The 20,146-nt window shown below is 72.9% G+C and carries 19 protein-coding genes and 1 pseudogene; 16 read left to right on the top strand and 4 right to left on the bottom strand.

What is annotated here, in order from left to right; translation table 11 throughout:
• Genes ACZ56B_RS04450 through ACZ56B_RS04440 form a run of 3 tightly spaced genes read left to right on the top strand, consistent with a single transcriptional unit; the run spans position 1 to position 4,150 of the window.
• Positions 1–957, top strand: coding sequence for a carbohydrate ABC transporter permease (locus ACZ56B_RS04450; RefSeq protein ID WP_468786145.1), 957 nt, complete (start codon positions 1–3; stop codon positions 955–957).
• Positions 954–1,772 (top strand): carbohydrate ABC transporter permease, encoded by an 819-nt coding sequence (locus tag ACZ56B_RS04445; protein ID WP_468786143.1) that lies wholly within the window; start codon positions 954–956, stop codon positions 1,770–1,772. The genes ACZ56B_RS04450 and ACZ56B_RS04445 overlap by 4 nt, the downstream gene beginning before the upstream one ends.
• Positions 1,769–4,150 carry a beta-xylosidase/alpha-l-arabinosidase gene (locus ACZ56B_RS04440; protein ID WP_468786141.1) on the top strand — a complete coding sequence of 794 codons (2,382 nt, stop codon included), beginning with the start codon at positions 1,769–1,771 and terminating at the stop codon, positions 4,148–4,150. The genes ACZ56B_RS04445 and ACZ56B_RS04440 overlap by 4 nt, the downstream gene beginning before the upstream one ends.
• An 81-nt stretch (positions 4,151–4,231) precedes the next feature.
• On the opposite strand, the gene ACZ56B_RS04435 is transcribed toward ACZ56B_RS04440, so the two are convergent.
• The gene (locus ACZ56B_RS04435) at positions 4,232–5,005 is read right to left on the bottom strand and encodes a GntR family transcriptional regulator (RefSeq protein ID WP_468786139.1); all 774 of its coding nucleotides are present in this window, start codon (positions 5,003–5,005) and stop codon (positions 4,232–4,234) included.
• 377 nt (positions 5,006–5,382) lie between these two features.
• On the opposite strand from ACZ56B_RS04435, the gene ACZ56B_RS04430 reads away from it, so the two are divergent.
• From ACZ56B_RS04430 to ACZ56B_RS04415, 4 genes are all read left to right on the top strand, one after another.
• Positions 5,383–6,642 (top strand): extracellular solute-binding protein, encoded by a 1,260-nt coding sequence (locus ACZ56B_RS04430; protein ID WP_468786137.1) that lies wholly within the window; start codon positions 5,383–5,385, stop codon positions 6,640–6,642.
• 88 nt (positions 6,643–6,730) lie between these two features.
• Entirely contained in the window at positions 6,731–7,717 is a 987-nt protein-coding gene (locus ACZ56B_RS04425) for a carbohydrate ABC transporter permease (protein WP_468786135.1), read from the top strand.
• Complete coding sequence (locus ACZ56B_RS04420) at positions 7,714–8,544, top strand: carbohydrate ABC transporter permease (protein ID WP_468786133.1); 831 nt, start codon at positions 7,714–7,716, stop codon at positions 8,542–8,544. The genes ACZ56B_RS04425 and ACZ56B_RS04420 overlap by 4 nt, the downstream gene beginning before the upstream one ends.
• A gap of 9 nt (positions 8,545–8,553) precedes the next feature.
• A complete protein-coding gene (locus ACZ56B_RS04415) occupies positions 8,554–10,044 on the top strand; it encodes a glycoside hydrolase family 3 protein (RefSeq protein ID WP_468786131.1) in 1,491 nt (496 codons plus the stop codon).
• Between the two features lie 44 nt (positions 10,045–10,088).
• Here ACZ56B_RS04415 and ACZ56B_RS04410 read toward each other — a convergent pair whose 3' ends face one another.
• Together ACZ56B_RS04410 and ACZ56B_RS04405 are read right to left on the bottom strand one after the other, a co-directional pair.
• The gene (locus ACZ56B_RS04410) at positions 10,089–11,108 is read right to left on the bottom strand and encodes a hemolysin family protein (RefSeq protein WP_468786129.1); all 1,020 of its coding nucleotides are present in this window, start codon (positions 11,106–11,108) and stop codon (positions 10,089–10,091) included.
• On the bottom strand, positions 11,105–12,448 hold the full coding sequence (locus ACZ56B_RS04405) for a hemolysin family protein (protein WP_468786127.1): 1,344 nt from the start codon (positions 12,446–12,448) through the stop codon (positions 11,105–11,107). Before ACZ56B_RS04405 ends, ACZ56B_RS04410 begins: the two co-directional genes overlap by 4 nt.
• Before the next feature lie 358 nt (positions 12,449–12,806).
• On the opposite strand from ACZ56B_RS04405, the gene ACZ56B_RS04400 reads away from it, so the two are divergent.
• The 7 genes and pseudogenes from ACZ56B_RS04400 (at position 12,807) to ACZ56B_RS04370 (ending at position 17,281) form a co-directional block, all read left to right on the top strand.
• On the top strand, positions 12,807–13,202 hold the full coding sequence (locus ACZ56B_RS04400; protein WP_468786125.1) for a cell division protein SepF: 396 nt from the start codon (positions 12,807–12,809) through the stop codon (positions 13,200–13,202).
• Positions 13,203–13,387: 185 nt separating this feature from the next.
• On the top strand, positions 13,388–14,728 hold the full coding sequence (locus ACZ56B_RS04395) for an ATP-binding protein (RefSeq protein WP_468786123.1): 1,341 nt from the start codon (positions 13,388–13,390) through the stop codon (positions 14,726–14,728).
• A complete protein-coding gene (locus tag ACZ56B_RS04390; protein WP_468786121.1) occupies positions 14,725–15,099 on the top strand; it encodes a nucleotide pyrophosphohydrolase in 375 nt (124 codons plus the stop codon). Before ACZ56B_RS04395 ends, ACZ56B_RS04390 begins: the two co-directional genes overlap by 4 nt.
• A gap of 229 nt (positions 15,100–15,328) precedes the next feature.
• Entirely contained in the window at positions 15,329–15,799 is a 471-nt protein-coding gene (locus ACZ56B_RS04385) for a DUF6099 family protein (protein ID WP_468786119.1), read from the top strand.
• A gap of 79 nt (positions 15,800–15,878) precedes the next feature.
• Positions 15,879–16,802 carry an LLM class F420-dependent oxidoreductase gene (locus ACZ56B_RS04380; protein WP_468786117.1) on the top strand — a complete coding sequence of 308 codons (924 nt, stop codon included), beginning with the start codon at positions 15,879–15,881 and terminating at the stop codon, positions 16,800–16,802.
• Positions 16,803–16,892: 90 nt separating this feature from the next.
• Positions 16,893–17,039: pseudogene (locus tag ACZ56B_RS04375) on the top strand (3' terminal RNA ribose 2'-O-methyltransferase Hen1); the annotation flags it as partial.
• Between the two features lie 8 nt (positions 17,040–17,047).
• Positions 17,048–17,281 (top strand): hypothetical protein, encoded by a 234-nt coding sequence (locus ACZ56B_RS04370; RefSeq protein ID WP_468786115.1) that lies wholly within the window; start codon positions 17,048–17,050, stop codon positions 17,279–17,281.
• Between the two features lie 49 nt (positions 17,282–17,330).
• Here ACZ56B_RS04370 and ACZ56B_RS04365 read toward each other — a convergent pair whose 3' ends face one another.
• A complete protein-coding gene (locus ACZ56B_RS04365) occupies positions 17,331–17,528 on the bottom strand; it encodes a hypothetical protein (RefSeq protein WP_468786113.1) in 198 nt (65 codons plus the stop codon).
• A gap of 418 nt (positions 17,529–17,946) precedes the next feature.
• On the opposite strand from ACZ56B_RS04365, the gene ACZ56B_RS04360 reads away from it, so the two are divergent.
• Together ACZ56B_RS04360 and ACZ56B_RS04355 are read left to right on the top strand one after the other, a co-directional pair.
• Complete coding sequence (locus tag ACZ56B_RS04360; protein ID WP_468786111.1) at positions 17,947–18,471, top strand: hypothetical protein; 525 nt, start codon at positions 17,947–17,949, stop codon at positions 18,469–18,471.
• A gap of 218 nt (positions 18,472–18,689) precedes the next feature.
• A complete protein-coding gene (locus ACZ56B_RS04355; protein ID WP_468786109.1) occupies positions 18,690–19,913 on the top strand; it encodes an arginine deiminase in 1,224 nt (407 codons plus the stop codon).
• The last annotated feature ends 233 nt before the right edge of the window (positions 19,914–20,146 follow it).

The following is a 20,146-nucleotide window of genomic DNA, read 5'->3' as shown; positions in this document are numbered from 1 at the left end:
ATGACCACAAAGACCACGAGCGCGCCGCCCGCCGCCGGACTCCGGAAGGAGTCCCGGCGGCGGCCGCCCGCCCCGTCCGCAACGACGGTGGGCCGCCCCGGCTTCGTCTGGGCGCTGCCCGCCGCAGTGTTCTTCGCCCTCTTCGCGATCACCCCGCTGATCATGGTCGCGGTGCTGTCCTTCACCAGCTGGGACGGGCTCAGCTCACCCCGGTTCGTCGGCACGGACAACTGGTCGCGCCTGCTGGACGACCCGGTGATGGTCAAGAGCATCTGGCTGACCCTGCTGCTGACCGTGCTCGGCGTGGTCCTCCAGACGCCGCTGAGCATCGTGCTCGGTGTCTGGGCCGCCGGCCACCAGCGCAACCGGGCCGTGCTGTCCGTCATCTACTTCATTCCGCTGCTGCTGTCCGCGACGGCCGTCTCCGTGCTGTGGAGGGCGCTGCTCGACCCGAACTTCGGCATCCCGGCCGACGCCGCCTGGCTGTTCGGCGACGGCAACCTGTTCGGTGAACAGGCCACCGCCATCGGGGTGCTGGCGTTCGTCAGCACCTGGCAGTTCACTCCGTTCCACACCCTGATCTACCAGGGCGCCGCCCGGGCGATCCCGCAGGTGCTCTACCAGGCCGCGGAGATCGACGGCGCCGGCCGCTACCGGCAGTTCTTCCACATCACCCTGCCGCAGCTGCGCAACGCGATGATCACCTCGATGATCCTGATGATCGTCGGCGGCCTGACCACGTTCGAAACGGTCCTCATCCTGACCCAGGGCGGCCCCGGCACCGACACCACCATCAGCGCCTACTACATGTACGACAAGGCCTTCAAGAGCTTCGACTACGGCACCGGCTCCGCGATCGCGCTGGTCCTGGTCGTCGCGGCCACGATCATCTCGCTGGTCGTCGTGAAGGTCTCCGGATACGACAAGATGCGCAGCTCCATGGAGGGTGTGTCATGAGGCGCCGACCGAACTACGTGGCCGGCGCCGGCTCGCTCGTCTGGCTCTTCCTGGTCGGGCTGCCGCTGTACGTGATGCTCGCCGCGACCCTGCGCACCCGCCAGGACTACGCCGAGAACGGCCCGGTCTCGATCCCGGACAGCTTCACGCTGGACAACTACACCGGCGCCTTCGACTCGGGCTTCGGCCTGTACTTCCTCAACACGCTCGTCGTCACCGCCTGCGTGATCGGCATCGTGTTGCTGCTGGTCCCGCCGCTCGCCTACGCGATCGTGCGCAGCCGCGGCCGGGCCACGTCGGCGATCTTCCGGCTGTTCCTGCTCGGCCTCGCCATCCCGGCCCAGGCCGTGATCGTGCCGATGTTCTACCTGATCAGCGAGGCCGGGCTGTACGACAACCTGCTCGGCGTCATCCTGCCCACGGCCGCGTTCTGCCTGCCGATGTCGGCGCTGATCCTCAGCGGCGCGATGCGCGACATCTCCCCGGAGCTGTACGAGGCCATGGCCATGGACGGCGCCTCCCCGCGGCGCATGTTCTTCCAGCTCGTGCTGCCGCTGTCCCGGGGCGGACTGTCCACGATCGTCGTGTTCTCCGCCCTGCAGGCGTGGAACGGCTTCCTGTTCCCGCTCGTCCTGACCCAGTCCGACTCCACCAAGGTGGTCACCCTGGGTCTGTACAACTTCCAGACCGAACACGGCATCGACATCCCCGGTCTGCTGGGAGCCGTGGTGCTGTCCATGGTGCCCGTCCTGCTCATCTATCTGTTCGCCCGTCGCGCCCTGGTCCAGGGCCTGATGGGCGTCGGAGGAAAGTGACCGCCAACGTGGCCGTTGAGACCACCCCCGAAGTCCCCCTCTGGAACGACCCCGACCGCTCCGTCACCGCCCGGGTGTCCGCGCTCATCGAGGCGATGACCCTCCAGGAGAAGATCGCCCAGCTGTACGGCGTGTGGGTCGGCGCGTCCGACGAGGGCGGTGAAGTGGCCCCCCACCAGCACGACATGGAGGAGGCCGTCGACCTCGACGCCCTCCTGCCCGCCGGGCTGGGCCAGCTCACCCGCCCCTTCGGCACCGCCCCCGTCGACCCGGCGCTCGGCGCGCTCTCGCTGCTGCGCACCCAGACCCGCATCGCCTCGGCGAACCGCTTCGGCATCCCCGCCGTCGCCCACGAGGAGTGCCTGGCCGGCTTCGCCACCTGGGGCGCCACCGCCTACCCCGTCCCGCTGTCCTGGGGCGCCACCTTCGACCCGGACCTGGTCCACCGCATGGCCGGCGCCATCGGCCGCGACCTGCGGTCCGTCGGCGTCCACCAGGGCCTCGCGCCCGTCCTGGACGTGGTGCGCGACGCCCGCTGGGGCCGCGTCGAGGAGACCATCGGCGAGGACCCGTACCTCGTCGGCACCATCGGCACGGCCTATGTGCGCGGTCTCCAGGACGCCGGGATCGTCGCCACCCTCAAGCACTTCGCCGGCTACTCGGCCTCCCGGGCCGGACGCAACCTCGCCCCCTCTCCCATGGGGCCGCGCGAACGCGCCGACGTCCTGCTGCCGCCCTTCGAGATGGCCGTCCGCGAGGGCGGCGCCCGGTCCGTGATGCACTCCTACACCGACACCGACGGCGTGCCCGCCGCGGCCGACGAGGACCTGCTGACCGGGCTGCTGCGCGACACCTGGGGCTTCGACGGCACCGTCGTCGCCGACTACTTCGGCATCGCCTTCCTCAAGATCCTGCACGGCGTCGCCGCCGACTGGGCCGACGCCGCCGGCACCGCGCTGCGGGCGGGCGTCGACGTCGAGCTGCCCACCGTCAAGACGTTCGGCGCGCCCCTGGCGGAGGCCGTCGCCGACGGCCGGGTACCGGAGGCGCTGATCGACCGCGCCCTGCGCCGGGTGCTCACCCAGAAGGCGGAGCTCGGGCTGCTCGACGCGGACTGGAACCCCGTGCCGCCCGCGCTGGAGGGCGCCGACCTGGACGACCCGGACGCCCTGCGCGGCCGGATCGACCTGGACGGCCCGGAGAACCGGGCACTGGCCCGCGCGGTCGCCGAGGAGGCGGTCGTGCTGCTGAGCAACGACGGCACCCTGCCGCTGCACCGGCCGCGCCGCGTCGCCCTGGTCGGCCCCAACGCCGACGAGCCCACGGCCGTCCTGGGCTGCTACTCCTTCCCGATGCACGTCGGCGTCCAGCACCCCGGGACCCCGGTCGGCGTCGACCTGCCCACCCTGCGCGACACCCTGGCCGCCGAGTTCCCCGACACCGAGTTCACGGTGGCGCGCGGCACGGGCGTCGACGACGGCGACGCCACCGGCATCCCCGAGGCCGTCCGGGCGGCCCGGGACGCCGACGTCGTCGTCGCCGTCCTGGGCGACCGCGCCGGGCTGTTCGGCCGCGGCACCAGCGGCGAGGGCTGCGACGTCGAGTCGCTGGCCCTGCCCGGCGCCCAGCAGCAGCTCCTCGACGCGCTGCTCGACGCGGGCACACCGGTGGTGACGGTCCTGCTCGCGGGCCGGCCCTACGCCCTCGGCCGCGCCGTGGAGGAGTCCGCCGCGATCGTGCAGTCCTTCTTCCCCGGCGTCGAGGGCACCGCCGCCCTCGCCGGGGTGCTCAGCGGGCGGACCGGCCCGTCGGGCCGGCTGCCGGTGAGCGTGCCGCGCGGGACGGGCACCCAGCCGGCCACCTACCTCGGCGCGCGGCTCACGCACGCCAGCGAGGTGTCCAACGTCGACCCGACGCCCGCCTTCGGCTTCGGCCACGGCCTCACGTACACCACGTTCGCCTGGAGCGACCTCGTGGTGGACGCGCGGGAGGCGGCCACCGACGGCGAGTTCTCGCTGGCGTTCACCGTCCGCAACACCGGCGAACGGCACGGCACCGAGGTCGTCCAGCTCTACCTGCACGACCCGGTCGCCTCGGTCGTCCAGCCGGTGCAGCGCCTCATCGGCTACACCCGGGTGCCGCTGGCCCCCGGCGAGGCGCGCCGGGTGCGTGCCACGGTCCCGGCCGACCTCGCCTCCTTCACCGGCCGCGACGGCCGCCGCGTCGTCGAGCCGGGCGAGCTGGAGCTGCGGCTCGCCGCGTCCAGCACCGACCCGCGCCTGACGGCGACGGTCACCCTGACCGGCCCGGAACGCGCCGTGGACCACACGCGGCGCCTGCACGCCGTCCTCGGCCAGGAGACCGCCGCCGGCGCCTGAGCCGCCGGCGGCACGACGAGCGGTGTCCCCCGGGGAACTTCCCCGGGGGACACCGCCGTTCGCGGGACGCGCCCCGCCCCGTCAGGGGTCCGGGCGGGTCAGGACCGCCGTGAACCGGTAGCGCGAGCCGCGGTACACCGAGCGGACCCACTCGACCGGCGTGCCCGTCCCGTCCCGGGAGTGGCGGGACAGCAGCAGCATCGGCAGGCCCACGTCGGTGGCCAGCAGCCCGGCCTCCCGGGGGGTGGCCGGGGAGGTCTCGATGGTCTCGTCGGCCTCCGCCGGGCGGACGCCGTACACCTCGGCGAGCGTCGTGTAGAGCGAGGCGCGGCGGGCCAGGTTGCGGCGCAGTCCGGGGAAGCGGCGGGCGGACAGGTGGGTCGTCTCGATGGCCATGGGCTCGCCGTCGGCCAGCCGCAGCCGCTCGATGCGCAGCACCCGGTCGCGCGGCTCCACCTCGAGCAGGGCCGCCAGCTCCTCGTCGGCGGCGATGTACCCGATGTCCAGGACCCGGGAGGCGGGATCGAGGCCCTGGGCCCGCATGTCCTCGGTGTACGAGGTGAGTTGGAGCGTCCGGTACACCTTCGGGCGCGCGACGAAGGTGCCCTTGCCCTGGATGCGGTCCAGGCGGCCCTCGCTGACGAGTTCCTGCAGGGCCTTGCGGACGGTGGTGCGCGAGGTGCGGAACTCGACGGCCAGGAGGCGCTCGGCCGGCATCGGCGAGCCCGGCGGACGCGCCTCGGTCATCCGCAGGACGCGCTGCTTGACGTCGTAGTACTTCGGGACGCGGCCGGTACGGCCGGTGCGGCCGGGCGCTCCCGACCGGGCCTGGGCGCTGCTGACGTCCGTGCTCATGACCTGCCTTCCGGCTGCGGTGTCCGGCGCGCGGACGGCAGGGGCCGGCCGCGGTGCCCGTCGGCGGACCGCCGGACCCGGCGCCGCACGCTCGGCGAACCCGTTATAACCGCAGGTCCCCTTTTGGTCTAGTCCAAGGGTCGACGCGTGCGGTTTTACGGGGAGTTGGACGCTCCCGGACGGTGTCGGAGTCGTTATCGGCGAGGACGGGCACGACCCTTGACAGGGCCATAGGTCTAGGCCAAGCTCCCCTTGCTGGTCTAAACCATTTAGGGGAAGCCGGGTCTCGGCCCGTCTAGCCGTCGCGCCGTTCACGAGGGTCACCGCCGAGGGTGTGGGTGCGGGTGTGCACGGCAGTTCCTGAGGAGGGGTGGCGCGTGAAGCGCAAGCTGATAGCCGCGATCGGGGTCGCGGGCATGATGTTCTCCGTCGCCGCGTGCGGAGGCGACAAGGGCGGCGAGGCCGGCGAGGGCGACCGGACGCTCACCGTGTGGGTGATGGACGGCTCCTCGCCGGACCAGTGGCAGAAGGACCTCGCCGCCGAGTTCGAGAAGAAGACCGGGGCGAAGGCCAAGTTCGAGGTCCAGCAGTGGAACGGCATCCAGCAGAAGCTGACCACCGCGCTGTCCGAGGAGAACCCGCCGGACGTCTTCGAGATCGGCAACACCCACACCCCGGCCTACGCCAAGACCGGCGGCCTCGCCGACCTCGGCGACCTCAAGGCCGAGATCGGCGCCGACTGGACCGAGTCCCTCAACGCCTCCTCGATCTACGACGGCAAGCAGTACGCGGCGCCGTGGTACTTCGCCAACCGCGTCGTCCTCTACAACAAGAAGGTCTGGGCGGACGCCGGCCTCAAGGACACCCCCAAGACCCGCGACGAGTTCTACGACGCGCTCAAGACCATCGGTGACAAGACCGACGCCGAGCCGATCTACCTGCCGGGCCAGAACTGGTACCACTTCGTCGGCCTGGTGATCGGCGAGGGCGGCGAACTGGTCAAGAAGAGCGGCGACACGTACGTCTCCAACCTCGACGACCCGAAGGTCGTCGCCGCCGCGGAGACCTACAAGAAGTTCCAGGCCCTGTCGAAGGCGCCCAAGGACAAGGACGAGGCCACCCCGCAGCAGGGCGAGGTCTTCGCCAAGGGCAACGTCGGCGCCTTCATCGGCATGGGCTGGGAAGCCGGCATCGCCGTCAAGGCCAACCCGGAGATCGAGAAGGAGATCGGCTACTTCACCATCCCCGGTGAGACCGCCGACAAGCCCGAGGGCGTCTTCCTGGGCGGCTCCAACCTCGCCGTCGCCGCGGGCAGCGAGAAGCAGGACCTCGCCAAGGAGTTCCTGAAGATCGCCCTGTCCGACAAGTTCGAGGGGCAGCTCGCCAAGCTCAACGGCGTCATCCCCAACAAGGAGTCGCTGCAGGGCAACCTCAAGGGCAACGCCCCCGCCGAGGCCGCCGCGCCGGCCGCCGCCGTCGGCGGCACCACCCCGCTGATCCCGGAGTGGGCCGCGGTGGAGAACGACCCCAACCCGATCAAGACGTACCTGACCGCCGTCCTGAAGGGCAAGTCCCCGGTCGAGGCGGCCAAGCAGGTCGAGGGCGAGTTCAACAAGCGCCTGGCGCAGCAGCAGTAGGAGCGCACGCGCTCCGACCGGGGCGGGGGCCGGCCACGCGACGGCCCCCGCACCGCGTTCGGGCACGTCGAGAAGAGAGATCGCGAGCATGACCGTGCAGACCGAACGGCCGCCCTCCGGCCCGGCGGACCTCCGCAAGGCGGACGACGGGGGACCCGGCGCGCCGGCCCCGCGAGCGGCGTCGCGGGCCGGCGCGTACGCCCCGTACCTGTTGCTGCTGCCCGCCTGCGCGGCCACCGTGCTGCTGCTCGGCTGGCCGCTGCTGAAGGACGTGCTGCTGTCGTTCCAGAACCTCAACATGGCGCAGCTGATCCAGCACGCCACCGAGTGGAACGGCGTCGACAACTACACGGCGACCCTCACCAGCGGGGACTTCTGGCGGGTCACCCTCCGCTCGATCCTGTTCACGGCGGTCAACGTCGTCCTGATCATGGTCCTGGGAGCGCTGGTCGGCCTGCTGCTCGCCCGCCTCGGCAAGCGGATGCGGGTCACCCTGCTGCTCGGCCTGGTGCTGGCCTGGGCCATGCCGATCGTGGCCGCCACCACCGTCTACCAGTGGCTGTTCGCCCAGCGCTTCGGCGTCGTCAACTGGGTCCTGGACAAGCTCGGCTGGCACTCCATGGCCGACTACAGCTGGACCAGCAGCCAGCTGTCGACCTTCTTCGTCATCACCCTGCTGATCGTGTGGATGTCCATCCCGTTCGTCGCGATCAACCTGTACGCGGCGACGACCACCATCCCGAAGGAGCTCTACGAGGCCGCGTCCCTCGACGGCGCCGGCGCCTGGCAGAGCTTCACCACGGTCACCCTGCCGTTCCTGCGGCCGTTCCTCTACGCGACGACCTTCCTGGAAGTCATCTGGGTCTTCAAGGCGTTCGTCCAGGTCTTCCTCTACAACCGCGGCGGTCCCGACCGGCTCACCGAGATCCTCCCCGTCTACGCCTACGTCGAGGGCATGGGCAACCAGCACTACGGCATGGGCGCGGCGATCGCGGTCCTGACCATCCTGATCCTGCTCGGCCTGACCGCCCACTACCTCAGGATCGTGCTCAAGCAAGAGGAGGACGAGCTGTGAAGCGCTCGCTCTTCGGCCGTCTGTGGCCCAACGTCACGGCCGCCGTCCTGTTCGTCGGCTGCGTCTTCCCCGTGTACTGGATGTTCGCCACGGCCCTCAAACCGACCGGCGACATCATCGCGGAGGACCCGGTCTGGTTCCCGACCGACATCACCTTCGAGCACTTCCGCACCGCGACCGGCGTCGACCACTTCTGGACGTACGTCCGCAACTCGCTGACCGTCACCGTCCTGGCCGTCGTCTTCTCGCTGGTCATCGCGCTGGCCGGCTCCTTCGCCCTGGCCCGGATGCGGTTCAGGGGGCGGCGCGGCTTCATCATCGGCTTCATGCTGGCCCAGATGGCGCCCTGGGAAGTCATGATCATCGCGATCTACATGATCGTGCGGGACGCCTCGATGCTGAACAGCCTCGTGCCGCTCACCCTCTTCTACACGATGATGATCCTGCCCTTCACCCTCCTGACGCTGCGCGGCTTCGTCGCCGCCGTGCCCAGGGAGCTGGAGGAGGCGGCGATGGTCGACGGCTGCACCCGCGCCCAGGCGTTCCGCCGGGTCATCCTGCCGCTGCTCGCCCCGGGCCTGATGGCCACCTCGCTGTTCGGCTTCATCACCGCCTGGAACGAGTTCGCGCTGGTCCTGGTGCTCAACAAGGACGCCGAGGCGCAGACCCTGCCGCTGTGGCTGTCCAGCTTCCAGACCCAGTTCGGCAACGACTGGGGCGCGACCATGGCCGCCTCGTCGCTGTTCGCCGTCCCGATCCTGATCCTCTTCGTCTACCTGCAGCGCAAGGCCGTCAGCGGCCTCACCGCGGGCGCCGTGAAGGGATAACGCCCCCCGATGACCACATTCACCACCGGCACCGACACCCTCACCCGGGACGCGCTGGCCGTGCTGCAGCCGGGTTTCGACGGCACCACCGCACCCGACTGGGTGCGTCGCCGGCTGGGCGAGGGGCTGGCCTCCGTCGCCCTCTTCGGCCGCAACGTCGCCGACGCCGAGCAGGTCGCCGCCCTCACCGCGCAGCTGCGGGCCGAGCGGGACGACCTGCTGGTGGCCATCGACGAGGAGAGCGGCGACGTCACCCGCCTGGAGGTGCGCACCGGCTCCTCCTTCCCCGGCAGCCACGCCCTCGGCGCCGTCGACGACACCGACCTCACCCGGGACGTCGCCCGCGAACTGGGCCGCCGCCTCGCCGCGTGCGGGGTCAACCTCAACTGGGCGCCGTCGGCCGACGTCAACGCCAACCCCCACAACCCGGTGATCGGCGTGCGCTCCTTCGGCGGGGACCCCCACCTGGTGGCCCGGCACACCGCCGCCTACGTCGAGGGCCTGCAGTCCACCGGCGTCGCCGCCTGCACCAAGCACTTCCCGGGCCACGGCGACACCGGCGTCGACTCGCACCACGCGCTCCCGCACATCGACCTCGACGCCGAGACGCTCGAGGAGCGCGAACTGCGGCCGTTCCGGGCGGCGATCGAGGCCGGCACCCGCGCCGTCATGAGCGCGCACATCCGGGTCCCCGTCCTCGACCCCGACCGCCCGGCCACCCTCTCCCGCCGCATCCTCACCGACCTGCTGCGCGGCGAACTCGGCTACCGGGGCCTCATCGTCACCGACGGCATGGAGATGCGGGCCGTCTCCGCGACCTACGGACTCGAGCACGGCGTCGTCCTGGCCATCGCCGCCGGCGCGGACGCGATCTGCGTGGGCGGCGGGCTCTGCGACGAGGAGACCGTGCAGCGCCTCCAGGACGCGCTCGTCGGGGCCGTCCGCTCCGGCGAGCTGCCCGAGGAACGGCTGGCGGACGCCGCCGCCCGGGTCCGCGCCCTGGCCGACTGGACCACCGAGGCACGGCGCACCCCGGCCCCGGCGGCCGCGCCCGATCCGGAGATCGGCCTCACCGCGGCCCGCCGCGCGGTGACCGTCACCCGCACCCGGCCCACCGCCCCGCCCGCCGGACCGGTCCACGTGGCCACCTTCGCCCCGGGCGCGAACATCGCCGTGGGCGACGAGACGCCCTGGGGCGTCGGCGCGGAACTGGAACGGCTGCTGCCGGGCACCACCACCGGCTTCTTCACCGGCCCCGACGCCGGTGAACAGGCACTGAGGGCGGCCGGCGACCGGCGCGTCGTCGCCGTGGTCCGCGACGAGCACCGGCACCCGTGGATGCGCGCCGCCCTGGACACCCTGCTCGCCGCCGCCCCGGACACCGTGGTCGTGGAGATGGGGGTGCCGCAGTCCTCCCCGCGCGGCGCCCTGTACATCGCCACCCACGGCGCGGCCCGCGTCTGCGGCGTGGCGGCGGCGGAGGCGGTGCTCGCGGGATGACCCCGGGCCGGTCCGGGGGCCGCGCCCCCGGACCGGCCCCCGGCTCAGCCCGCGGCCGGCTGCACCAGCCGGGCCAGCAGGTCGTCCAGGGTGACCATGCCGGTCAGCCGGCCGGTGCCGTCGCGGACCACCGCCAGGGTGGCCCGGCGGCGGCGCAGCGTCTCGATCGCGTCGGCGACCGTCGTGCCGTCGGTCACCTCCGGTACCGGGCGGGCCAGCTCGCGGGCGTGGGTCGCCCGGCCGCGGGCCCGGGCGACCAGGGCGTCACGGGCGTGCACCGTGCCGAGCACCGCGCCCCCCTCGCGGACCAGCAGCCGGGTGCGGTCGTGGGCGGCGGCCACCCGCAGCAGCTCGTCGATGCCGGCGCCGCCGTCGACCGAGACGATCCGCTCGGCCGGGACGCACAGCGCGCCGACCGGCGTCCCGGGCTCGGTCAGCGAACGCGTCAGCAGCTGCGAGTCGGCCGCGCTGATCAGGCCGAGCCGCTCGGACTCCGTCACCAGGTGGGTGAGCTGCTCGCGGTCGTGGACCGGGGCCAGCTCGTCGCGCGGGGTCACCCGGCACAGCCGTACGAGTCCGTTGCTCACCGCGTTGAGCAGCCGGATCAGCGGCCGCACGGCCTTCACCAGCGCCCGGAAGGGCGGGGACAGCAGCATCGCGGAGCGCTCCGGGTGGGCGATCGCCCACGACTTGGGGGCCATCTCGCCGACCACCATGTGCAGGAACACCACCACGGCCATCGCGACGGCGAACGCCACGCCGTAACTGAGCGCGCCGGGCAGGCCCAGCGCCTGCAGGAGCGGGTCCAGCCGGTGCGAGATCGCGGGCTTGGACACCGAGCCCAGGCCCAGCGTGCACACCGTGATGCCCAGCTGGGCGCCGGCCAGCATCAGCGACAGCTCGCGCAGGCCGGCCAGCGCGGAGCCCGCGCCGCGCCGCCCCTCGGCCGCCGCCTTCTCCATGCGGTGCCGCTTGGCGGCGACCAGCGCGAACTCGGCGGCCACGAAGAACCCGCTGCCGATCAGCAGCAGCACGGTCACGAAGAGGGCCATCGGGAAACTCATGCGGGCTCCTCCGTCGTCCGCTCCTCCACCAGGGGGGTGATCCGTACGCGCTCGGCCACGTGCCGGTCGAGCGTGCGGACGTCGATCACCGCGCCGCCGCCCGCGGGCAGCGCGACGGTGATCCGGTCGCCGACCGCGGGGAAGCGGCCCAGCCGGTCCACGATCAGCCCGGCCACCGTGTCGTAGTCGTCCTCCTCGGGCAGGTGCACGCCGGTCGCCTCGGCCACCTCGTCCAGCCGGCGGCCGGCGTCCACGAGCCAGCCGTCGCCGTCCGCGACCGCCGCCTCGGTGACCTCGTCGGTCTCGTCGGCGATGTCCCCGACGAGTTCCTCGGCGATGTCCTCGTAGGTGACGACGCCGGCCACGCCGCCGTGTTCGTCCAGGACGACGGCGAACTCGTCGTCCTGCTCGCGCATCCGCGCCACCGCGTCGGGCAGCGGGAGCGTGTCCGGCAGCAGCAGGGGCCGGCGGGCCGCCGCGCCCGCGGTGGCGCCGGCGAACCGGCCGGCGGGCAGCGCCATCAGCTCGCGCACGCCCAGCACGCCCGCGACGTCGTCGGGGTGGTCGCCGAGCACGGGGTAGTTCGAGTGGCCGTGGGCGGCGATCAGCCCGACCGCCTCGTCGGCGCTCGCGTCCCTGCGCACGAACACGGCGTCCGCGCGCGGCACCATCACCTCGCGCAGGGTGCGCTCGGAGAAGTCCAGCGCGTGGTCCAGCAGGGTGGCGGTGTGCCCGGGCAGCGCGCCGCTCTCGTGCGACTCGCCGATCAGGTGGCCGAGCTCCTCCAGCGTGGCGCCGTGGTGCAGCTCCTCGACCGGCTCGATGCCGACGCGGCGCAGCAGCCGGTTCGCCGCGCCGTCGAAGACCCGCACGAGCGGCCCGACCACCTTCAGGTACGCCAGGGTGGAGCCGGCCAGGGCCTTCGCCAGCCGCTCCGGCACGGCGATCGCGAGGTTCTTCGGGGCCAGTTCGCCCAGCACCATCTGCACGACGGTGGCGAGGACGAAGGCCAGCACCACGGAGATCCCGCTCACGGCGGCGTCGGGGATGCCGACGCCCGACAGCGCGGGCCTGAGCAGCGCGGACACCGACGGCTCGGCGATGAAGCCGACGACCAGACCGGTGACGGTGATGCCGAGCTGGGCGCCCGACAGCATGAACGACAGGCGCTGCAGCACCTTCAGGGCGCGGGCGGCCCCGCGGTCCCCGGCCTCGGCCTCACGGGCGAGCGCGAGCCGGTCGGCGGAGACGTAGGCGAACTCCTGGGCGACGAAGTAGCCGGTGCCGGCGGTGAGCACGAAAACGGCCAGCAGGCCCAGCAGCGCCTCGGCGGCACTCATCGCACACCACCCCGCCGGGTGCCGCGGTCAGGAGTGCTGGGGCGGGATGGTCCGGGACTGTGCCCCGGGGGGTCCGTCGGTCTGGCGGACAAGCGGGTGACTCCTCGTACGTGGTCGGTCTCGGGTGCAACGATTGTCACCCGGCCCGTGTTCCCGGTCGCTCGGATGCCGCACCCGTGCGGCGCCGGACCCGGCGCGGGGCGCTCCCCGCGCACGACCGCGGTGCGGCGGGGCGGTCGTCGGCGTACGGGGACGGCGGGAGCGCCCGAGATGGCGGAGCGTGTCGTTGTTGGGCCGAACGGGTGACCATGCGTAAGAATTGACCGATGCAGACAGCCAGCGCGACCCAGGACGGAGCATGCCGGTGAGCAGCCACGATGTCACCGACGAACAGTGGGAAGGGCTCGCCCAGGTCGTGCCGCTGCGTGGCCGTGACGCCTGGCCGTCCGCAGTGGGCCACCGGTCCGTGCCCGAGGCCGAGACCGAGGCGCGACGCCGCTTCGTCGTCCTGCGGGTGAACGTGTTCGCGGACGCCCGCGACGTCGCCGAGACGCTGATGGCCGGGATACCGGTGCTGCTCGACCTGACGGGGGCGGAGACGGAGGTCGCCAAGCGGGTCCTGGACTTCAGCACGGGGGTCGTCTTCGGCCTGGCGAGCGGAATGCACCGGGTGGACCGCAACGTCTTCCTGCTGACCCCGGCCGGCACGGAGGTGACCGGCCTGATGGAGGGCGTCGGGGTTCCGGGAGCGTGAGCGGCGTGCCGCCGGGTGCGGGTGCGGGTGCGGGGGCGCGTGGCGCGCGGGGTGCCGGAGGGCCGCACGCGGAGGCGCGCGAGGCGCCCGGGGAGTGAAGGCGCGCGCAGGACGCATCGTCCGAACGGAGGAAGACCGCCCGAGCGGAACGGTTCGCCCCGCATCGGCGTCCTAACGTCCCGCACATGATCCGACCCTCCCCGGCCTCTCCGCCCTCCCCGACTTCTCCGGCCTCCCCGTCGTCCCCGGCGGACCCGGGCCCGCCGCCCGCGCCCGCGGCCCCGGACGGGAGTCCGGCGCCGGCCGCACCGCCCGCCGGGTCCGCCGGCCGTCCGCTGCCCCTGCCCGGCGCCCGCCCCGACGGCACCGTGGGGCACCCCGGCCGGCCACGGGTCACCGAGCTGCTGCTGTCCGCCTTCGCCGGGCACCGCGGCGTCGGGCTCCCCCTCGGGGCGCTCACCCTGCTCGCCGGCCCCAGCGGCAGCGGCAAGACCAGCGCCCTGCGCGCCTACGAGGCCCTCGCCCGGCTCGGCGGCGGGGCCGCGCTCGGCGAGGCGTTCCCCGACCCGGGCGCCTGCGTGCCGGAGCGGGCCCGGGCCGACGCCCAGCAGCGGCGCGGCTTCCGCCTCGGCTGCACCGCCGACGGCCCCGAGGGTCCCGTCCGGCTCGAGGTCGCCGTCCAGGCCGAACCCGAACTGCGGATCGTGGGGGAGCGGCTCACGGCGGACGGGCAGGTCCTGCTGGAGACCGCCCTGCGCGATCCCCGGCGCCGCACGGTGCAGGCCGCCTGGCACACGGCCGGGGCGACCCCGGTGACCCGTGCCCCCCTGCCGGACGACCGCCTCGGCACCGCGCTGCTGCCGCTGCGCGTGGCCGGCACGACGCCCGGGCAGCGCAGGGTGCTCGCCGCCGCCGAGCAGATGGTGGTCGCCCTGCGCTCCGTCTTCCCCTGCGACCCCCGCCCCGACCGGATGCGCGCCCCCGTGCCGACCGGCACCGGCCGGCTGCTCGGCGGCTGCGACAACCTCGCCGACGTGCTGTGGCGCACCCGCGTGGAGTGCGGGCGCCGGCACGCGCTCCTGGTGGCCGCGGTGCGCGCCGGGTGCGCCGGGCCGGTCGCCGACCTGCTCGCCGAGCCGTACGGCGCGGGACGGGTCCGCGCCCTGCTGGCCCGGGGCGACGGCACCCGCACCGATCTGCGGCTGCTGGGCGACGGCGAACTGCGCTACACCGCCCTCGCGCTGGTGCTGCTCACCGGCCCCGGCGTGCTGGAGGTCGACGCGCCCGGCGAGGTCCCCGCCGCGCTGCAGACCCTCACGGTGCTCGCCGACGGCCTCGACCGGGCACTGGACCCGCTCCAGCGCGCGGAACTGCTGCGGCTGGCGGCGCGGATGTGCGAACGCGGACACATCCGGCTGGTCGGCACGGTGAGCGACGCCTCCTGGGCCACGGAGGCGGACGGGGTGACGGTGGTGCACCTGGGCCGCGGAGGCGGACGGGACGAGGGTGGTACACCTGGACCGTGACCGATCCGCACGACCACACCTCCCCGGGCCCGCCCGCCGACGGGGGCCCGCGCGAGCCCCTCGGCGTGGCGGCACTCCAGCGCCGCCTCGCCGAGTTCGCCGCGGCGCGCGACTGGCAGCCCTACCACACCCCGAAGAACCTCGTCGCCGCGCTCAGCGTGGAGGCGTCCGAACTGGTCGAGATCTTCCAGTGGCTCACGCCGGAGGAGTCCGTCCGCGTCATGGACGACCCCGGCACCGCGCATCGCGTCACCGACGAGGTCGCCGACGTCCTCGCCTACCTCCTCCAGTTGTGCGAGGTCCTCGGCATCGACCCGCTGACCGCACTGGCCGACAAGATCGACCGCAACGAGCGCAGGTTCCCGCGCTGACGAACCCGGACGCCCGAACCGAGGACGCCCGAACCGAGGACGCCCGGCCCCGCGGGTGCCCCGCGAGTGCCGGAGTGACGTATCCAATCCTTACTCTCCGTAGTCGACGGAGTGGTCGTGCGGGCCTGTGTTTCCCCAGATTTCGGTCTTCCTCTGGCTTTTTGTCTCGCGCTCCCTCACTCTGGGTAGTGAACAGGGGAGTTCGGGCGGAAGAAGACGGGGGCAGCGCATGGACGCTGTGCGGCTCATCGTGACGAGCAGGCGGGCCCTGGCCGCGGGCGGCGACCGGCCGGCGCTGCTGACCGAGGTGTGGCAGGCGCAGGCCCTCGCCCAGGCGATAGGCAGCCGCCTCGCGGTCGCCGGTCCACCGGAACTGCGCGGCGAGGCGCTGGGGCTGACGGAGCTGGCGGGCCGCGGCTGCGGTGTGCTGGGCGCCCCCGAACTCGACCCCGGGGAACTGCGCGCGGCCCAGCTCACCGAACTGGGCGAGGCACGCCAGTCGCTGAGGTACCTCGGGGGACTGCTCGGCGAGGTCGGCATCGCCCTGGTCGGCCTCGCCTGCTCCGCGGACGACGAGGCCACGTACTGGCAGTGCATGGAGGCCATCGACGCGGCGGACGAGTCCCGGGACCGCGTCCTGGAGATGCTCCGCAAACTGGCCGACCGCGAGCAGGCGCTGCCGGAGCGGGAGGCCGGCTGACCGGTCCCCCGGCACCGGCCGCGGGGCGCGCCGGGGGGGACCGGTCGGGCCGGAGCGGCCGGGCGTGCAGGATGGACGCATGGATCTGCGTATCTTCACCGAGCCCCAGCAGGGGGCCACCTACGACACTCTGCTCACCGTCGCCAAGGCCACCGAGGACCTCGGCTTCGACGCCTTCTTCCGCTCCGACCACTACCTCAAGATGGGCTCCGTGGACGGCCTGCCCGGCCCCACCGACGCCTGGATCACCCTCGCCGGACTCGCCCGCGAGACCCGGCGCATCCGGCTCGGCACGCTGATGACCGCCGGCACCTTCCGCCTCCCCGGCGTCCTCGCCATCCAGGTCGCCCAGGTCGACCAGATGTCCGGCGGCCGCGTCGAGCTGGGCCTGGGCGCGGGCTGGTTCGAGGAGGAGCACAAGGCGTACGGCATCCCCTTCCCGAAGGAGAAGTTCGGCCGCCTCGAGGAGCAGCTGGAGATCGTCACCGGGCTGTGGGCCACCGAGGTCGGCAAGACCTTCGACTTCCACGGCACGTACTACGACCTCACGCAGTCCCCGGCGCTCCCCAAGCCCGCCCAGCGCAAGGTGCCGGTGCTCATCGGCGGCCACGGCGCGACCCGCACCCCGCGGCTGGCCGCCCGGTTCGCCGACGAGTTCAACATCCCCTTCGCCTCGATCGAGGACACCGAGCGCCAGTTCGGCCGGGTCCGCGCCGCGGCCCGGGAGGCCGGCCGGAACCCGGACGACCTCGTCTACTCCAACGCCCTCGTCGTCTGCGTCGGCAAGGACGACCGGGAGGTCGCCCGCCGCGCCGCCGCGATCGGCCGCGAGGTCGACGAACTCAAGGCGAACGGCCTGGCCGGCTCCCCGGCCGAGGTCGTCGACAAGATCGGCCGCTACGCCGAGACCGGCTCCCGCCGGATCTACCTCCAGCTCCTCGACCTGGACGACCTCGACCACCTGGAGCTGATCTCCTCCCAGGTCCAGGCCCAGCTGCCGTAACACGGGCACGGCCACGACGGGACTTCGAACGGGACCGCCCCGGAAGGGGGCGGTCCCGTTCGCCGCGTCCGCGCCCCCGGACGACCCGAATACCCCGAGGCGGACACCGAGCGCTGCACGGCGGTGCTGCTGCTGGAGGCGGATGCGGTGGCACTGGTCCGGCGCGGCAAGGGCGGGGAAGCCGGCCCCGCTCGCCGTGCCGCGGCGCGAGGCGATCGTCGCCGCGCTGCGGGATCCTGTACACCATGCAGCTCTTACACATCGAGGCGTGGGTCGGCAACGAGTGGCAGCGGGTCGTCCGTCTGGGCGACTACGAGCCGCCGGAGGACGGCGACACGGACGACAGCCTGTCGGATGAACTTGAGACCCTCTTGAAGGCCGATCCCGAGATGTTCTGGGTCGAGACCATCACCACCCCGCACGGCGTGCTGTTCGGTCCGGGCGTGCCTCGCCTGTTCCGGCTGTCCCCAGTCCGTTAGCGCGTCGGAGCTCCGGAGAGCCGTCGCCGCCTCCGGGGCTCCCGCGCGTTCACAGCACGCCGAGCGACGTCAGTACCACGAGGCACAGCGTCAGCGACCCGCCGAAGACACCGCCGCCGTACAGGAACGTGGGTCCCCTGGGAGTAGTGGGCTTGTGGTGGATGAGGCCCGCCACGATGCCGATGATGACGGAGAGCAAGGTGCAGATGATCACCACGAGCACCTTGACGCCGAGAGGGAGGTTCAACAGTCCGAGTACCTTTCCGGTGATCGGACCTTCGGCACGCAGCGCTCAGCCCGACCACCACGCGAACAACGTGAGGTCATGCTGAGGCCGTGCCGACGTGTCTTGGCTCTCGGTGCCCTGCCAAGGCTGGTATGGCTGCGCGCTCCACCAGAGGTTGTGCCCGGTATCCGGATAAAACTTGCGAGCCGCACTGATCTGTGACGGAAGAGCAGAAGCGGTACTCCCGGACGCGTCGGAGGCCCAGGTCGCAAGGTAAGGGAAAAGCGCTGCAACTCTACACCCGGCCAACGTAGTTGGTGATCAAACGGTCGCAGACCTGAGACGGTGTCTCCCCGAGCCTCGTGCGGGCGGCGACGGCCGAACGCCCCGGACGGGGCTCTCGTGCGCTCCCGTGCCCCGTCCGGGACCGCCGCTGGGTATGCCCGCGCCCGCAGGCCATGCCGCCAGACGGCCGGGCGCCATGGTGAGGCCCTGGGTGCTCGCCACCGCCGGGCTGCACGCCTGTACCTGCTCGCGGTTCGCCGTCGCCGATGGCCAGACGACCGGCTGCGCCGTCACCGCAAAGCGGCTTTTTACTCCCGGCCACGACGCCGAGCTCAAGTCGTTCCCGGTCCGCACGGGGGCCGACGGCGCCGAGGTCGTCCACATGGTGGACGGTATCGCCGGCCCGGCCGACGCCCTGACGCACGCCCAGAAATTCGGGTTCGGCCGCATGGTCGTCGCGGGGGTGGCCCTGGCCGGTGAGAAGGCCCGGAGGGAGGCGGAGCGGCTGGAGGCCGAGGCCGTTGCGAAGACCGAGGGCCGGGCCGCCCGCGCGAAGCAGCCCGAGAAGGTCACGGCCAAGGTCGGGCGCGCGACCCTCACCGGCCGGATGGACGGCGGCCCCCTCGTCCACGAGGTGAAAGGCAAGGAGCGCCACCCCCTCGAGTTCCGGGCCGCCTGAGCGAGCCGCCCCCGCCGGGCGGTCGGCTCGGGCCGCCCGGCTCCGGGAGGAGCCCCAGTCCTCAAGATCCGGTTTCGTAACGGGCCGGGCGGCCCTCCGCACGGGGACGCCCGGCCGCGGCCGTACGGCGGGACCGCCGCGGCGCCCGGGGGACACGCGCCGGCTCCCGTCCCGCCCGCCGAGGGATGAACCCGCACCCGGGCGGTCAGGATGGAGGCATGACCTACCACGTCGACTCCGAGGCCGGACGGCTGCGCCGCGTCATCCTGCACCGGCCCGATCTCGAGCTCAAAAGGCTCACCCCCAGCAACAAGGACGCCCTGCTCTTCGACGACGTGCTCTGGGTGCGCCGGGCGCGCGCCGAGCACGACGGGTTCGCCGACGTCCTGCGCGACCGGGGCGTCGCCGTCCACCTCTTCGGCGACCTCCTCGCCGAGACGCTGGACGTCCCGGCGGCGCGTGCGCTCGTCCTGGACCGCGTCTTCGACGAGAAGGAGTACGGTCCGCTGGCCACCGACCACCTCCGGGCCGCGTTCGAGACGCTTCCCGCGCGCGAGCTGGCGCAGGTGCTGGTCGGCGGGATGACCAAGCGGGAGTTCCTGGACGTCCACCCGGAGCCGGTATCGGTGCGCTTCCACGTCATGGAGCTCGACGACTTCCTGCTCGATCCGCTGCCCAACCACCTCTTCACCCGCGACACCTCCGCCTGGATCTACGACGGCGTCGCCGTCAACGCGATGCGCTGGCCCGCGCGGCAGCGCGAGACGGTGCACTTCGAGGCGATCTACCGGCACCACCCGCTGTTCCGCGCGGAACCCTTCCACGTCTGGTCCGAGGGGCAGGCCGACTACCCGTCCACCATCGAGGGCGGTGACCTGCTGGTCCTCGGCAACGGCGCGGTGCTGATCGGCATGAGCGAGCGGACCACGCCGCAGGCCGTGGAGATGCTCGCGCACAAGCTCTTCGCGGCCGGCTCCGCCGAGACCATCGTCGCGCTCGACATGCCGAAGAGACGTGCCCTGATGCACCTCGACACCGTGATGACGATGATCGACGGCGACACCTTCACCCAGTACGCCGGGCTCGGCATGCTCCGCTCGTACACCATCGAGCCGGGAGTGGGGGAGAAGGAGCTGAAGGTCACCGACCACCCGCCGGAGCACATGCACCGGGCGATCGCCGCCGCGCTGGGGCTCAGCGAGATCCGGGTGCTGACCGCCACCCAGGACGTCCACGCGGCCGAGCGCGAGCAGTGGGACGACGGCTGCAACGTCCTGGCCGTCGAGCCGGGCGTGGTCATCGCCTACGAGCGGAACGCCACCACCAACACGCACCTGCGCAAGCAGGGCATCGAGGTGATAGAGATCCCGGGCAGTGAGCTGGGGCGGGGCAGGGGAGGGCCGCGCTGCATGAGCTGCCCGGTGCAGCGGGATCCCGTCTAGACCGCCGGACCGCCGGACCGCCGGACCGCCGGACCGCCGGACCGCCGGACCGCCGGACCGCCGGACCGCGGGATCACCGGTCCACGGGATCACCGGTCCGGTGGGCTCATGGACGGAGCGGACTGAGGGACGGAGCGGACTGAGGGACGGACCGGACTGAGGGACGGACCGGTGGACCGCCCGGGAATCCCGTCCGGAGCCGGTCGCGACACCCTGCCGCATAGAAATTCTAC

Source organism: Streptomyces sp. NPDC034670 (assembly GCF_055574875.1).
This window is presented reverse-complemented; position numbering and strand designations above follow the sequence as displayed.